This is a genomic window from Simiaoa sp. (genome assembly GCF_051972595.1).
GTDB lineage: Bacteria > Bacillota > Clostridia > Lachnospirales > Lachnospiraceae > Acetatifactor > Acetatifactor hominis.
Genome location: NZ_JBOKRY010000005.1, coordinates 1 through 16,545, shown reverse-complemented (window position 1 = coordinate 16,545; position 16,545 = coordinate 1). Strand labels below are relative to the sequence as shown.

The window sequence follows — 16,545 nt, the reverse complement described above, 5'->3', positions numbered from 1 at the left end:
AAATAATGGCAATGAAAGGATGGAACCACGAAAATGGATGAAAACACACAGGCAAAATTTGCGGAGAAGATAAAAGAGCTCCTGAATATGGCAAAAAAGAAAAAGAATGTGCTGGAGTATCAGGAAATCAGTGACTTCTTCGCGGACATGCCTCTGGAAGAGGAACAGATGGAGAAAGTTCTGGAGTATCTGGACCAGAACAACGTAGATGTACTGCGGATTACCGATGACGATGATGTGGATGACGAAGAGATCATTCTGACCGATGAGGACGAAGTGGATGTGGAGAACATTGATCTGTCCGTACCGGAAGGCGTCAGCATTGAGGATCCTGTCCGTATGTATCTGAAGGAGATCGGTAAGGTTCCTCTGTTAAGTGCTGAGGAAGAGATCGAACTGGCACAGAGAATGGAAGAGGGCGACCAGGAGGCGAAAAAGCGCCTGGCAGAGGCCAATTTACGTCTGGTGGTAAGCATTGCCAAGAGATATGTGGGTCGTGGAATGCTGTTCCTTGATCTGATCCAGGAAGGTAACTTAGGTCTGATCAAGGCAGTAGAGAAATTCGATTATCGTAAGGGATATAAATTCTCCACCTATGCGACATGGTGGATCCGTCAGGCTATCACCAGAGCCATTGCTGATCAGGCTAGAACCATCCGTATCCCCGTGCATATGGTAGAGACCATCAACAAATTGATCCGCGTGAGCAGACAGCTGCTGCAGGAGCTGGGAAGAGAACCGACTCCCGAAGAGATCGCAGCAGAGATGAACATGCCGGTAGACAGAGTGCGTGAGATCTTAAAGATCAGCCAGGAGCCGGTATCCTTAGAGACTCCTATCGGTGAAGAGGAAGACAGCCACTTAGGTGACTTTATTCAGGACGACAATGTGCCCGTTCCTTCCGATGCAGCAGCATTTACTCTGTTAAAAGAGCAGCTGGTGGAGGTGCTCGGTACTCTGACAGAGAGAGAGCAGAAGGTACTCAGACTTCGTTTCGGTCTGGATGACGGACGTGCCCGCACCCTGGAAGAAGTGGGTAAGGAATTCAACGTTACCCGTGAGCGTATTCGTCAGATCGAAGCAAAAGCACTTAGAAAATTACGTCATCCCAGCCGCAGCCGCAAGCTGAAGGATTATCTGGATTAATGGCGGAAGTTATATTATCCAATCGAATGCAGGCATTAACAGACATGGTCACTCCCGGCACTGTGATAACAGATGTGGGGTGTGACCATGGTTTTGTATCTGTCTATCTGGTGCAGAAGGGCATTTGCCCGAGAGTGATCGCCATGGATGTAAGGTCCGGACCGTTAGAACATGCCAGAGAGCATATCAGGGAGTACGGACTGGAGGACAGGATAGAGACAAGACTTTCTGACGGTCTGCACAGCCTGAAGACCGGAGAGGCTGCCGGGATGATCTGCGCCGGCATGGGTGGACCTCTCATGGAGAAGATTCTTACCGAAGGAAGAGAACAGGCGAAAGAGTTTCGGGAACTGATCTTACAGCCTCAGTCGGAGATCCCACATTTTCGGGCATTCCTGATGGAAGAGGGATATCTTCTGTTGGATGAGAATATCATCTACGAAGAAGGAAAATATTATTTTATGATGAAGGTGCGCTGGCTGGGCGAGATGTCGGAGAATGCGGTGAGAGCACAGGTGCGAGAGTCCTGGAAAGCGGATGACGCTGCATCCGGGCTGACCGGGCAGTTTGGTCCGATACTGCTGTCCCGTAAGAGTCCGCTGCTTTTGAATTATGTAGAATGGCAGCTTGCGGAACATAGAAAAATCGCGAAGCGGATGGAGAGAGAAGCGGATGCAGCGAATCCCAAAACGATGCGGCGCAGACAGGAGATCGCGGAGGAGACCGCGCTGCTTACCCGGGCACTGGAGTGGTATGATAATGGTAAGGAACCGGATTGCATTTAGATAATAAGACCTGCAAAAAGAGATTACAAAAGGACAGGGTGAGAAAAATGATCACAGTGAAGGTAAACGGTGAAGAGAGACAATATCCTCAGGGGGCTACCTACGAAGATGTAGCCAATGATTACCAGAAGGAGTACGATAATCTGATCGCACTGGCAGCAAGAGACGGCAAGATCAGAGAACTGTTCAAAAAGCTGACGAGGGATTGTGAGATCACCTTTTTTACATTGAAAGACAACGTGGGGAATAAGACCTATGTGCGCTCTGCCACCATGCTTTTTTTGAAAGCCGTATTTGATGTCTATGGCAGAGAGGCGGCGCAGAACTGCAGAGTAGAGTTCGCAGTGGGCAACGGATCCTATATCTCCCCCAGGGGACAGATCGCTTCGACTGCGGACAACGCTGCGAAGATCCAAGACAGGATGCGGGAACTGGTGGCGGCAAAGACACCTTTTTTAAAAAGATCTTATGCACTGGATAATGCCATGGAACTGTTTCACACAGAGGGCATGAAGGATAAGGAAAAGCTGTTCCGTTACCGCAGAGGCTCTTTTGTGAACATCTATGAGATGGATGGCTATTATGATTATTATTACGGTTATATGCTGCCCAATGCAGGCTATGTAAAATGGTTTGATGTCATCGCGTATGACGAGGGCTTTATGCTGTTACTGCCGGATAAGCTGGATCCCACGAATGTAAAACCTTTTGTGGAGCGGAAAATGCTGTTCCGGACACTGAAGGAATCGGAAGAGTGGTGCAAAAAAATCGGCATCGAGACCGTAGGAGACTTAAATGACCAGATCTGTCGTGGCTCTCTAAGCGAGCTGATCCTGGTACAGGAAGCGGAGCAGGAGCGCAAGATCGGCGAGATTGCCAAGGATATCGCAGGCAGGGGTGGTGTGAAGTTCGTTATGATCGCGGGACCTTCCTCTTCCGGCAAGACCAGCTTCTCCCACAGACTGTCCATTCAGTTAAAGACGCTGGGCAAGACGCCCCATCCCATCGGACTGGACGATTATTTTGTAAACAGAGAATTTACCCCCAGGGATGAAAACGGAGACTATAATTTTGAATGTCTGGAAGCAATCGATGTAAAGCAGTTCAATGACGACATGTGCAGACTGTTGGCCGGCGAGCGTGTGGAACTGCCTTCCTTTAACTTCAAGACCGGAAAAAGGGAGTATAAGGGCAATTTCAAACAGCTGGGACCCGATGATATTCTGGTCATCGAAGGTATCCACGGCCTGAATGAGAAGACATCCTATGCGCTTCCCGAGGAGAGTAAATACAAGATCTATATCAGTGCGTTGACCAATATTAACATTGATGAGCATAACCGGATCCCGACTACGGACGGAAGACTTCTCCGCCGTATGGTCAGAGATGCAAGGACCAGAGGTGCGGATGCGAGACGCACCATCGATATGTGGGCTTCTGTACGCCGGGGCGAAGAGCAGAACATCTTCCCGTTCCAGGAGGATGCGGATGCGATGTTCAATTCCGTGCTGATCTATGAACTGGCGGTATTAAAGCAGTTCGCAGAACCGCTGCTGTTCCAGATCGACAAGGGAGAACCGGAATATTACGAAGCCAAGAGACTGTTAAAGTTTTTAGAGTATTTCCTGGGTGTGACCAGCGAAAGCCTCCCGAACAATTCTCTGTGCAGAGAGTTCGTAGGCGGAAGCTGCTTCAACGTGTAAACTATTCAGAGTAGCGCAATTCTGCTGACAGGCGTCGAATGCTTGCATTCGTAAGACTGTGCGGCAGAATTGATGCGACGAAGTAACCACATGAGCAAAAAGTAAGCATCGTCAGATGCGATTTTGCGAATGTGGTTCTGAATAGTTTACAAACTAGTATAAGGGATAGTGGCCAATGACAAAGAAGAGGGCGGGCAATGTTATCAACAGCATAGCGGTATGGGTCGTGCGTCTGACAGGGGCAGGGATTTTTCTGTTCTTGTCCTGGTATGCGCTTCGCTACACGCAGTACATGGATCCGGCGGTGGGAGAATTCCCGGTGAACATCAGGGATTCCATGGGGCAGAACTTTTTTTGTGTGATTGTAGTTCTTCTCATATACGCGGGCTTTCGCATGGCAGGACGGCGGTTAAGTAACCGACCAAAGTTTTTACTGTGGTCATCCATAGGTCTATTAACAATGGTGACTTTATGGATGTGCATCGCCGGTCACTGGTGGATCAGTGCCATCGTACGTCCCCCGGAGGGAGATCAGCTGTATGCCTATGTAGCAGCACTGTCTTTTGCAGAGGGAAATTACAGCTCCATACTTCCGGACGGCTACTGCGGAATCTATCCGCATCAGCTGGGATTTACGGCAATTCTGGAACTTTTTTTCAAAATCACCGGAACCACGGAATTCTATCAATGGCAGAAGCTCAATGTTCTCTGCCTTGGCGGAATTGTTATCCTGGGATATCTGACTGTGAGAGAGCTGGGTGGAGAGTGGGCAGAACAGATCTTGTATTGCCTGCTGATGGCAGCCTGCTTTCCCTTGATCTTTTATACCAGCTGGGTATACGGAGAACTCTTAAGCATTTTCTGTTCCCTGGCAGTGGGATGGATGCTTTTATGTTATGGGAACCGCAGGAAAAAAGGATGGCTGATCAGTATACTGCCGATGGCGGTTTTGGGAATGCTGGTAAGGAAAAATTTCCTGATCCTGTTACTTGCCCTTGCTCTGGTACTTGCAGTGTGGGGCGTGGTGCAGAGAGATCGATGGGCATGTCTTTTTGCGGGACTTGTGGTGATCCTTCCGTTGTTGTCTTATCAGGGAATCTATAAAATGTACGAGGTCCGTTCTGGCTACGAACGCAGTGCAGGCCTGCCGGTGACCTCATGGATTTCCATGGGACTTCAGGAGAATCAGGGCAGATATGGCTGGTATTATGATTACCCGCTGACACTGTATAAGGAAGTGGGACAGGATGCCGGCAGTGTGGAGGCGCAGACGAGGGAAGATATCCGTGAAAGATTACATACTTTTGCGGGATCCCCGGGGTATACCTGGAACTTTTTCCGGGAAAAAATATTATCACAGTGGAATGAACCGTTGTATCAGTCCCTGTTTTTTACCACGAATTTCAGGGAGGAGTACCGACCGGATCCGGACAGCACTGCGGGGAAGATCACGGTGGGAGGAGAACTTTTTTATCCGATATTTCTTATCTGTGACAAGATGCAATTTTTACTGTATTTTGGAATGCTTCTCTATTTCTGCTTCGCAGTGAAAAAGGATGGAAATATGTTGCAGCATATGCTGGCAGTGACGTTGATCGGAGGCTTTTTATTCAGTATCCTGTGGGAAGCCAAGGCACGCTATATTTTTCCTTATTATGTGGTTATGTATCCGATGGCAGTCACCGGATATTGTCAGATGATCCGGAGTCTTAGAAACGTTTTGGGCAACAGAAAGCAGACAGGAGAGCGGAAAAAAGGGACAGAGTTACGCCGGGTGGCATAAACTGCTTGCTTTTTTGCCGGGGAAAAGATATAATCGAACAAGTGTAAGTAAAATAGATGATCGCGGCTGCTTTATGCAGGTGAGGAAAGTCCGGGCTTCACAGGGCAGGATGCCAGATAACGTCTGGTGGAGGTGACTCCAAGGCTAGTGCAACAGAAATATACCGCCGGCTTTATGCCGGTAAGGGTGGAAAGGCAGTGTAAGAGACTACCGTCCGGCTGGTAACAGACGGAGCCATGTAAACCCCATCCGAAGCAAGACCAAATAGAGAGCGATAGACCGGCCCGGTCTGCTTTCAGGTAGGTCGCTTGATGCGGCTGGTGACAGTCGTACTAGATAGATGATCGTCATATACAGAACTCGGCTTATTTTTTGCTTACATTTCTCGAGGAATGGCGGACTGCGTAATGCGGTCCGCTGTTTGGTTATAGGAAACGGTAACATGCGTAGAGGAAAATCATAAATGAGAAAATTTCTTATTAGCAGGATCGGTATGAGCCTTATTGTGAGCTGCGCACTGCTGCTTACGGGCTGTGGGGCAAAGCAGCAGGATACTGCGACTGCCGAAGAAACAGAAAGTGCTTCTTATACGGAGGAAGGAATTCTGCCGGATATCACTAAGTTCGAGATCCCGGAGGAGATCCCGCAGAAGCTGACGGAGACGGATCTGCGGGTATTTCAGTCTCTGGTGGGTGTCCGGGCAGGTGATCTGCAAGGCAGTGGTGTGATCTATGATGAGAATGAGGAGTCTATGCTGATCGTGACGGCAGGGCATGTGCTGGAGCATGATACCGGTGAGCTTCTGGTGACTTTTCCCGATGAAACGGTCGTCGCAGCTTCCGGCATCGTGAAAGCTAAGAACTGTGATCTGGCATTTCTATGGGTGGATAAGGCAGACCTTACGGAAAGTACGTGGGAATCCTGCCTTGTGGCAGATACGGACCGGAACGCCTTTGATGCGCTGGAAGTCTATGAGGATGTATGGATGTATGGCGGCACTTCGGGGCAGCCGGTCTATGCTTTTGTGGTGGAGCCCTGGATTTATGTGGAGGATTTTACACAGTACATGCTTCTGCTGCAGGGACTGATGGAGCCCGGAATGTCGGGCGGAGGTGCCTTCACGGAGGACGGAGTATTCTTAGGGATCCTGTGCGGCGCGGATGAAGAAGGAAAAGTGGCTGTGGTTCCTTACAGTATCATTGAGAGCGAGCGGGCAGGACTTGACAATCCGTGAAATATGATAGAAAATAAAAAGGATGGGTTTTTAAGCCCAGATTGGAGGAAAACACAATGACGAAAATAGATGTAGTATCCGGTTTCCTGGGTGCCGGTAAGACCACCCTGATCAAAAAGTTATTAAAGGAAGCATTGGACGGCAGTAAGACCGTTCTGATCGAGAATGAATTCGGTGAGATCGGTATCGACGGCGGATTTTTAAAAGAAGCCGGTATCGAGATCAAGGAGATGAATTCCGGTTGTATCTGTTGCTCTCTGGTAGGCGACTTCGGTACTTCCCTGAAGGAAGTTATCAGCACCTACGCTCCCGAGCGTATTCTGATCGAGCCCTCCGGTGTCGGCAAGCTGTCCGATGTCCTGAAGGCTGTGGAGAATGTGGCAGGTGACCTGGATGTGGAGATCAACAGTGCAGTAGCAGTGGTAGATGCATCCAAGTGCAAGATGTATATGAAGAACTTCGGCGAATTCTTCAGCAACCAGATCGAATACGCCGGAACCATTATCTTAAGCAGAACCGATAAGGTAGACCAGGCGAAGCTGAATGCCTGCGTGGAGATGATCCGTGAGCATAATGACAAGGCAACCATCATCACCACACCGTTAGCGCAGCTGGACGGCAAGGAAGTACTAGGGACCATCGAAGGTGCTGACAAGCTGGAAGATATGATGAAGGAAATGCTAGAGCACATCCATGACGATCACGATGAGGATGAGTGCTGCGGTCACGATCATGACCACGAACATCATCATCACGACCATGATCACGATGACCATGATCACGAGTGTTGCTGCGGACATCATCACGATGATGACGATGAGGACGAACACGAGCATCACCATCATCACGACCATGATGAGGACGAGCACGAACATCACCACCATCATGACCATGATGAGGACGAGCATGAGCATCACCATCATCACGATCATGACGAAGACCATGACCATGAGCATCATCATGAACATGACGAGAACTGCACCTGCGGTTGTCATGACCATGACCACCATCATCACCATCATGCAGACGAAGTGTTCACCAGCTGGGGTATTGAGACACCCAACACTTACAGCGCAGAGGACATCGAGAAGATCCTTACCGCTCTGGACAGCGGAGAGTACGGTGCTATCCTGCGTGCCAAGGGTATGGTACCCGCTCCTGACGGAACCTGGGTATATTACGATTATGTTCCCGAAGAACATGACATCAGAAGCGGTAAGCCGGAAGTCACGGGTAAGATATGTGTCATCGGTTCCAAACTGGACGAGGACAAGCTGGCAGAATTGTTCCGCAAGTAAGTTGGCAGGACATATTTTGCATGTAGCAGGAACAGTAGGATAAATAGAGAAAGGTATGAATTATGACAAAACCGGTTTATATCATAAATGGGTTTCTGGAGAGCGGTAAGACGGAATTTATCACATTTACGTTAGGACAGCCGTATTTCCAGATCAAGGGCAGGACCCTGCTCATCCTCTGCGAAGAGGGCGAGAATGAGTACGATCCCGCACTGCTTAAAAAAAGCCGTACGGATGTGGTGCTGATCGAAGAGGAAGAGGAGTTCAATCCGAATCATCTGATCGAACTGGAGAAGCAGTATAAGCCCGCCCGCATCATTATCGAGTATAACGGCATGTGGAACTTCAAGAACATGAAGCTTCCCTGGTACTGGAAAGTGGAACAGCAGATCACGACCATCGACGGCTCCACCTTCCCCATGTACTATACCAACATGAAGTCTTTGTTGGCAGAGATGATCCGTAAGTCCGAAATGATCATTTTCAACCGCTGCGACGGCATCAAGGATCTGAACGTATACAAGCGTAACATCAAGGCAGTCAATCCTGCCGCAGATGTGATCTTTGAGGACTCCAACGGTGAGATCGACGAGATCTTCGAGGAGGATCTGCCCTACGATCTGAACCAGGATCCCATCGTACTGGACAACCAGGGCTACGGCATCTGGTATCTGGATTCCATGGATCATCTGGAGCGTTACGCGGGTAAAAATATCCAGTTTCTTGCCATGGTATTAAAGCCCGAGGAATACCCCGACGGTTATTTCGTACCGGGACGCATGGCAATGACCTGCTGTGCCGAGGATATGGCATTCTTAGGTTATGCCTGTGAGTATGCGGGCACGAAAGACCTGAAGCAGAAGGAATGGGTCAAGGTGACAGCGAAGGTTGCCAAAGAATACTTCGCAGACTATAAGGGAGAGGGCCCCGTACTTCATGCCATCAGCGTGGAGAAGGCAAAGGCTCCCAAGGATCCCGTGATCAGTTTTAATTAGAAAGGATCAGCTCTATGAAAAAGAATCCCATAAAGAGCGACCTGCGGGAGACAACAGCAGGAAAAGTGACATTTCTTTTCCTGCTGTTTTTGTATACCGGGGTCATGTTATATCTGTTCTGGATGGAATGCTACCAGGTGCCGGGATTCCAGTCGGATATGCCGGACTATGTGAATAAGGTGGCAGGCATTGCGGGAAATTATGAATTCCCGTATCCGATCCTGTTTTGGACTGCCAGATTATCCGCATGGCTGATCGGAGCGAAGGCAGCAATGGCGGTCACCACGGCGCTTTTTAACCTGGCAGCAGTGATCATCACGAAGTATTATATGAACCGTGAGATCCATAAAAGCAGTCATTATGAAACTTTGTCACATAAAAAGCAGGTCATGACCGATATTGCGGTGACACTGCTTGTGTTTGCTCTGTTTCTGCTGTCGAATCTGTATTCTCCCAAGAATACGGCATTTTTTGGTTTTGATTATGCATACCGCTGCATGGGCATTTATACACCGAATCCTTTCTGGAATGCCACTTACCTGGCGACCAGACCCTTTGCGATTATCTGCTTTTTTGAGACGGTAAAGGTATTGTCGGAATATCAGAGGGATTTTCAGTGGAAGAACTGTACATTGTTTGCAGTCAGCCTCCTGCTGACGACCATGACCAAACCGAGCTTCACTATGGTGGTGGTGCCTCTGATCGGTCTGATCCTGCTGGTGCAGCTGATCGTAAGCCGTGGGAAAAGTTTTCGCAATGCGTTTCGTCTGTGCGTGACCATGATACCTACGGGGATAGCCCTGCTGTATCAGTTCTCCGGGATCTTTACCGGGACGAATGCTATGGGAGAGGAGACCGGGATCGCCATCGGTTTCGCTAAAGTATGGAGTAATTATTCCAAAAGTATCCCGTTGAGTATTATTATGGGGATGGCATTGCCCATAGGCGTTCTTTGCTTAAATCTGCTGTTTGATCTGAAAAGTATAAAGCAGAACTGGTATTACTGGTTTGCATGGTTAAATTATCTTGCAGCAACTTTGATGTTCTTAGTCTTCTATGAAAAGGGCTTCCGCATGATGCATGCGAACTTTTCCTGGGGATATATGCACGGCATGTTTTTCGTATTCCTGATGACACTGATCGTTATGGTGAAAAATATCCGGGAATGGTGGAAGAGCTGGAAGGTGATCTTCGTGATCGGAGAGATCGCGGTATTTTTCTACCATCTGGTGTGTGGTGTGAATTTCCTGATGTATGCTGTCATGGGGAATGATCTGGCCGGGTTTTAGATGTCGGGGTGTAAGGCAGAGTATGCAGAAAACTAATTGTGACAGACAAGATACGAAAAATGCAAAAGTTACATAAGATAATATGAGAAAGGAGAGTGTTTCATGAGTATGAGTATAGTAGCCGGTCTTCTGATTCCTTTTTTGGGGACGACTGCAGGGGCAGCCTGCGTCTTTTTCCTGAAAAAGCAGATTGGCGGCAATATACAGAGAATATTTACCGGATTCGCTGCCGGTGTCATGGTAGCGGCTTCGGTGTGGTCTTTACTGATACCTGCCATGGATATGTGTGAAGAGATGGGAAAGCTTGCATTTCTTCCCGCAATGACCGGCTTTTTGATCGGTATTGTTTTTTTGTTGTTCATCGATAGTCTGGTGCCTCATCTGCATGTGGGCAGTGAGGCTCCGGAGGGACATAAGAGCAGCCTGAACCGTACGGCTATGCTGATGTTGGCTGTGACCATTCATAATTTCCCCGAGGGTGCGGCGTGTGGTGCTATTTTTGCCGGCGTGCTGAGTGGTGACGGAACGGTTACCATGGCAGGCGCCCTGACGCTGGCTATCGGTATTGCCATTCAGAATTTCCCGGAGGGAGCTATTATCTCCCTGCCCCTTCGCAGTGAGGGCAACAAGCGGAGCAAATCCTTCGCACTGGGCGTGTTGTCCGGAGCGGTGGAACCGGTGGGCGCAATACTTGCCATTGCACTGGCAAGTATTGTGACACCGATCCTTCCGTATATGCTGGCATTTGCTGCAGGCGCCATGATCTATGTGGTCGTGGAGGAGCTCATTCCGGAAGCCAGTGAGGGAGAACATTCCAACCTGGGAACCATTGCCTTTGCGATTGGTTTTGCATTGATGATGATGTTGGATGTGGCACTGGGATAATGTGAACAGGGTAACATTTGCAAAAGCAAAGTAAGAACAGTAGGAAGGGCGTACGGGAATGTCCGTGGAAAATGAAAAAGAAATACAACAGCTGAAAAACCGGATCCGTGAACTGGCAGACAAATCCTACAACCAGAACCAGTACACCTTTACCGGATTCTTAGGACTGGCGGAGCAGGATGCCCTATGGCAGGTGGAACGGGAAGTGAAGTTCGCAGGGATCACCTTATACGGCGGCAGGGAAGAGGCAGAGCGGAAGATACTTCGCTTTGGCAGTGAGGCGGAGCTGGGCTATGAACAGCCCTTTCCCATCTGCTGTATCCGGATCAGACCTCTATCCGCGAAATTTGCAGACAAGCTGTCCCACAGGGATTATCTGGGGGCACTGATGAACCTGGGTATTGAACGCAGCACCATCGGCGATATTCTGCCGGGAGAGGGCGAAGCTTTTTTGTTCTGTCTGGATACCATTGCGGAATTTATCTGTGATAATCTGGAGCAGATCCGACATACGCATGTGAGGTGTGAGGTGGTGGATGCGGCGGCAGAAGTTGCGCAGGAAGATACGTTAAAACAGGTCATTCAGGTGGCAAGCCCACGTGTTGATGCTGTCATTGCCAAGGTATATAATAAATCCCGAAGTGACTGTCTGGAACTGTTCCGGGCGGGAAAGGTATATGTGAACGGCAGGCTTTGTGAAAATAATTCCAAGCCCCTGGAGGCGGGGGATGTGGTAAATGCCAGAGGCTACGGTAAATTCCGCATAAGCGGTGAGCCCCATGCCACGAGGAAGGGGAAGCTTGCCATAGAGGCGGAGGTATATCCGTAGGGAAGTATTTCCGTAGCGGTTCGGTCATGAGATGACAGTTACCTTGCTTGTAAGGAAAAACCGAAGAACAAAAGGAGGTTAAACAGTGTATCATTATACTGCGATTCAATGGTTATTTTTCTTTTATTTTTACTGCTTTTTCGGTTGGTGTTTTGAATCCACATATGTATCCATAAAGAGCAGGAAATTAGTTAATAGGGGGTTCATGCGTGGACCTTTCCTGCCGTTGTACGGCAGCGGTGCCATCATGATGTTAGTGGTGTCCATGCCATTCCAGGACAATCTGGTGCTGGTCTACATCGCCGGATGTATTGGAGCCACGGTGTTAGAGTATGTCACAGGCGTGACCATGGAGGCATTATTTAAAGTCAGATACTGGGATTATTCCAAGAATAAGTTCAATTTCCAGGGACATATCTGCCTGGGGTCCTCGCTGGCATGGGGTGGTCTGACGATCCTGATGACGGAGTTTATCCATAAGCCCATTGAACATCTGGTGTTGTCCATTCCGGACAGCATCCTCACTCCGGTGACACTGGTGCTGACGGCGCTGATCGGTGCGGATTTCGCGTTGTCCTTCAAGGCAGCCCTGGATCTGCGGGACATACTGGAGAAAATGGAGAAGGCCAAGGAAGATATGCTTCGTATCCAGAAACGGCTGGATGTTATTATTGCTGTGACCAGTGAGGATCTGGAGAACCGTAAGGAAGACTTCAGTGAGAGCCTGGCGCAGAAGAAGGAAGACTTTACCGCAAGTATTACCACTAGAGTGGAGGATCTGAAGTCCAACATTGAGGGCAAGCTGGAGAGCTTCCGCACTTCCGCACAGAAATCTCCCAACCAGTATCTGGAAAGCGTGAAGAACGAGGTCGCCGAGTTGCGGCAGAAGTACACCAGAAGCGTGGCAGACAGAGAGAATGTCAGCAGCCTACGCGATTTCTTCCAGCGTGACATGATCCGTTCCAACCCTACCATGAGTTCTGAGAAATTCAAGGAAGCCCTGGAAGAATTAAAACAGCATTCCAGCAAGAAAAATTAATACAGAATAATACAGAATACGTAACAACGAAGTCTGGAGCCGATCACTTTCTCTACCGGGAAGTGAACGGCTTTTCTGTTGTAAAATACATTCTGCAACTGCCATCCTTAAACAAATCTTAAAGGTTTTTCCTGTTTTTTATTAATCGTTAATCTGTTACAATTAATTCATCAACGGGACATCTGCGGACAAAGCAGATGCCCGTCAGCGTAAGGGCTCCTTGCGCAGGAAGTGTCCGGGCTGCAGCCACCGGCACAGAAATGAGGGAGAGTATGTACAATATATTGATCTGTGATGATGAGAAGGATATCGTAAACGCGTTAAAGATATACTTGAATGACAGCAATTATCATTTTTTAGAGGCTTTTGACGGTGAGGAAGCCGTACATATGGTAGAGACGAATGAGGTGCATCTGGTACTGATGGATATTATGATGCCGAAGCTGGACGGCATACAGGCAATGATCAGGATCCGGGAGAAGAGTAATGTTCCGGTGATCCTGCTGACAGCCAAGGGTGAGGATTCCGACAAGGTGCTGGGACTTACGGTAGGAGCGGATGACTATATCACGAAGCCGTTTAATCCCATCGAAGTCTCCGCCAGGGTGAAATCCCAGCTGCGGCGTTATATGCAGCTGGGGGGCGGAAGTGTGCGGCCGGATGTGATCAAAGTCGGAGGAATTGAACTGGATGACAAGGAGAAACGGGTGACGCTGGATGGTGAGCCGGTAGCACTGACTCCTACGGAATATGATATTTTAAAGCTGTTGATGCAGAATCCGGGGCAGGTATTTTCTCCGAGAGAGATTTATGTGAAGATCTGGAATGATCTGCCGCTTGGCAGCGAGAATACAGTGGCAGTGCATATCCGGCATTTGCGGGAAAAGTTAGAGATCAACCCGGCGGAACCCAGATATCTGAAGGTGGTCTGGGGACAGGGTTACAAGTGTGAGAAGCAGGGATAAGAGCAGGCAGGAGAGCGGAGCAGCTTGGGGAAATAAGGAGACAGGAATATGGATAACATGGAAGAAAACAGCAGGAACACAGAACAGGACAGAGTGGATGATCCGGTGGAAAATACAGTGAGTACGACGGTAGAACCGGCATTATCAGAGAATAAAAGAGAACGGAAAAAAAGAGAAAAAGCCGAGAAAAAAAAGAAAGCATCGGCACAAGGAAACAGCCTGATGGGCAGCACACTGGCCAAAGTCGTGGCATTTGTTCTGATGATCGCTGCCGCAATTGTGGGGGTGTTGGGACTCTATGGTACCTGCATGCTTGCAGATAGTGGAGCGTATTCCTCCGGTAAAATGATGTTTATCCATGATCAGCTGTTGTACCGGCAGGTCAATCAGGATCTGTATCGGATACGCGACTGGTATGAAAATGAGAGCTTGCAGACCATGGAAGCTTATTGTAGGCAGCGGAACATCTGGGTAAAGGTGGAGAGCTACGATCTGGATACGGATGAATTCCTGGGAGAATGGAAGAACGAGGATTATGTAGACAAGACAAATGATCTGACTTACCGGCTGGAGTCCCAGGTGCAGCATAGGAATGATAACACCTATATCAACACAGAAACTTCCTCTGCCTCTGATGGCTATGAAAGTTATGGAAGCTCTGAAAGCTCTGATATCATGGAACTTGCGCCATCTGTCGATACCGGGGCTGACGTGGAAAGCATAACGGCAGCGGAGCAGGAAGCCCTAACCTCCGGCAATCTGGAGAAATATCTGGATCTGGGGGACAGCGTATCCTTAGGTGGAGAGACCTATGTGCCGGTTGAACGGGCGGAACAATATGCCAAATGGATGATCAAGGATGCCTTAAGTGAGACAGAACGGCTGCAGGAAGAGGCTGCTGAGGAAGCATTAGCAGAGCGTAACAAGCGTATTGTGGTTATCCTGACAGTGAATTCCAGCCTGCCGAAGGAAGATGAATATGCCCTGATCTATCATCAGGCGGAGCAGCTTTATGATAACCGGAATGTGATCCCGGTGGTATGCTGTGTGGGAACGGTACTGGCATTATTATGCTTTATTTTCCTGCTGTGCAGTGCCGGACATAAGAATGGCAGGGAGGGTATTACTCCCAGTGCGATCCATGAGATCCACCTGGATGTGTATACAGTGGTCGTTGCCATTGGAGCTTTTACCGGTCTGTACCTGGCAATGGAATGGATGGGTGTGAACCTGTCAAATATGATCAATCTGATCGTGCTGGTGGTACTGTTTGCAGCAGAGGTGATATGGTGTACCCTGTACTTCATGGAACTGGCTATCCGCCTGAAAATGGGAAAATGGTGGCAGAATACGATCCTGTACAGAGTGTTCCGGTTCTTCGGAAGATTCTGCAAGGGAGTTTTCCGTGGTATTGTGAAATTGCTCCGTGGGATTCCTATGGTATGGCGGACAGTACTTCTGTGTCTTATGATTTGCCTTGCAGAGTTTTTAGGACTGATGATGTTTTATCACGATACAGGTGTATTACTCTTTTTCTGGGCCATAGAGAAATTTATTCTGTGCGGTGCGATTACTTTTGTGGCATTGATGTGCAAAGAGCTGCAGGAGGGCAGTGAAGCATTGGCGGACGGAGATCTGAATTATAAGCTGGATACCTCCCATATGGTATTGTCCTTCAAGGAGCACGGAGAGAACCTGAACCGCATCGGCGAGGGGATTTCCGCAGCCGTGGAGCAGAGGATGAAGAGTGAACATCTGAAGACGGAGCTGATCACGAATGTGTCCCATGACATCAAGACCCCATTGACTTCCATTATCAATTATGCGGATCTCATCGGAAAAGAAGTGTCCGGCGATGCGAAGGATACCGGAGACGGTGCCGGTACAGAGACTGCACAGGAGAGAGAACAGCATATATCGGAGTATGCCGAGGTGCTGCTGCGTCAGTCTAGGAAGCTGAAAAAGCTGCTGGATGATCTGTTGGAGGCATCCAAAGCTACCACCGGCAATCTGGAGGTCCATCCGGAGGTCTGTGATGTGTCGGTACTGCTGTCACAGGCGGTGGGGGAATACGAGCAGCGCTTTGCTGAAAAAAAGCTGGAGACCATCGTAAAACAGCCGGAGGAGACTGTGAAGGTCATGGCGGACGGCAGACATCTGTGGAGGGTGTTCGACAATCTGTTAAACAATATTTACAAATATGCCCAGGAGGGCAGCCGTGTTTACCTGAATGTAGAGCATGACAGCCAGAATATCAGAATTATTTTCCGGAATATGTCGGCATATCCGCTGGAGATGTCACCAGAGGAACTGGAAGAGCGGTTCACCAGGGGGGACAGATCCCGCCATATGGAGGGCAACGGACTGGGACTGTCCATTGCCAAGAGCCTGACGGAGCTGCAGAAGGGCGATATGGAGATCGTCACGGACGGTGACCTGTTCAAGGTGGTGATCACACTGCCTGAGACGATGTAAACTGTTTTTACGAATACGAGCACTCGACGAAACTCTGAGAAAATTAATCTGACTCTGAATAATTACAAATTTTCTAAAAATAGTATTGACAAAACAGAAAAGAAAGATTATTCTTAGAC

General features: G+C 48.8%; 13 protein-coding genes and 1 other RNA gene. All 14 read left to right on the top strand.

Going from position 1 to position 16,545, the window contains the following annotated elements; translation table 11 throughout:
• The first annotated feature begins 33 nt into the window (after window positions 1–33).
• The 14 genes from rpoD to ACTRDR_RS02800 all read left to right on the top strand — a co-directional run bounded on the left by rpoD (window position 34) and on the right by ACTRDR_RS02800 (window position 16,426).
• Window positions 34–1,146 carry an RNA polymerase sigma factor RpoD gene (gene rpoD / locus ACTRDR_RS02865; RefSeq protein ID WP_178004070.1) on the top strand — a complete coding sequence of 371 codons (1,113 nt, stop codon included), beginning with the start codon at window positions 34–36 and terminating at the stop codon, window positions 1,144–1,146.
• The gene (locus ACTRDR_RS02860; protein ID WP_440526085.1) at window positions 1,146–1,931 is read left to right on the top strand and encodes a class I SAM-dependent methyltransferase; all 786 of its coding nucleotides are present in this window, start codon (window positions 1,146–1,148) and stop codon (window positions 1,929–1,931) included. The genes rpoD and ACTRDR_RS02860 overlap by 1 nt, the downstream gene beginning before the upstream one ends.
• 47 nt (window positions 1,932–1,978) lie before the next feature.
• The gene (locus tag ACTRDR_RS02855; RefSeq protein ID WP_440526084.1) at window positions 1,979–3,634 is read left to right on the top strand and encodes a nucleoside kinase; all 1,656 of its coding nucleotides are present in this window, start codon (window positions 1,979–1,981) and stop codon (window positions 3,632–3,634) included.
• 175 nt (window positions 3,635–3,809) lie between these two features.
• Entirely contained in the window at window positions 3,810–5,417 is a 1,608-nt protein-coding gene (locus ACTRDR_RS02850) for a hypothetical protein (RefSeq protein WP_440526083.1), read from the top strand.
• A 44-nt stretch (window positions 5,418–5,461) separates the two neighbouring features.
• Window positions 5,462–5,800, top strand: an RNA gene (gene rnpB, locus ACTRDR_RS02845) — RNase P RNA component class A.
• Between the two features lie 110 nt (window positions 5,801–5,910).
• Window positions 5,911–6,651, top strand: a complete 741-nt coding sequence (locus ACTRDR_RS02840) for a S1 family peptidase (RefSeq protein ID WP_440526082.1) — start codon at window positions 5,911–5,913, stop codon at window positions 6,649–6,651.
• Window positions 6,652–6,707: 56 nt separating this feature from the next.
• Window positions 6,708–7,949, top strand: a complete 1,242-nt coding sequence (locus tag ACTRDR_RS02835; RefSeq protein ID WP_440526081.1) for a GTP-binding protein — start codon at window positions 6,708–6,710, stop codon at window positions 7,947–7,949.
• Between the two features lie 62 nt (window positions 7,950–8,011).
• On the top strand, window positions 8,012–8,944 hold the full coding sequence (locus tag ACTRDR_RS02830; protein ID WP_176864347.1) for a TIGR03943 family putative permease subunit: 933 nt from the start codon (window positions 8,012–8,014) through the stop codon (window positions 8,942–8,944).
• Window positions 8,945–8,958: 14 nt separating this feature from the next.
• On the top strand, window positions 8,959–10,233 hold the full coding sequence (locus tag ACTRDR_RS02825) for a hypothetical protein (RefSeq protein WP_440526080.1): 1,275 nt from the start codon (window positions 8,959–8,961) through the stop codon (window positions 10,231–10,233).
• Between the two features lie 108 nt (window positions 10,234–10,341).
• Window positions 10,342–11,118, top strand: a complete 777-nt coding sequence (locus tag ACTRDR_RS02820; RefSeq protein ID WP_440526165.1) for a ZIP family metal transporter — start codon at window positions 10,342–10,344, stop codon at window positions 11,116–11,118.
• 58 nt (window positions 11,119–11,176) lie between these two features.
• Complete coding sequence (locus ACTRDR_RS02815; protein ID WP_440526079.1) at window positions 11,177–11,947, top strand: YlmH/Sll1252 family protein; 771 nt, start codon at window positions 11,177–11,179, stop codon at window positions 11,945–11,947.
• Window positions 11,948–12,032: 85 nt separating this feature from the next.
• Window positions 12,033–12,986, top strand: a complete 954-nt coding sequence (locus ACTRDR_RS02810) for a putative ABC transporter permease (RefSeq protein ID WP_440526078.1) — start codon at window positions 12,033–12,035, stop codon at window positions 12,984–12,986.
• 272 nt (window positions 12,987–13,258) lie between these two features.
• Window positions 13,259–13,951: a response regulator transcription factor gene (locus tag ACTRDR_RS02805; protein ID WP_440526077.1), complete on the top strand. Its 693-nt coding sequence runs from the start codon at window positions 13,259–13,261 to the stop codon at window positions 13,949–13,951.
• Window positions 13,952–13,999: 48 nt separating this feature from the next.
• Window positions 14,000–16,426, top strand: coding sequence for a sensor histidine kinase (locus ACTRDR_RS02800; protein WP_440526076.1), 2,427 nt, complete (start codon window positions 14,000–14,002; stop codon window positions 16,424–16,426).
• Window positions 16,427–16,545: the final 119 nt, after the last annotated feature.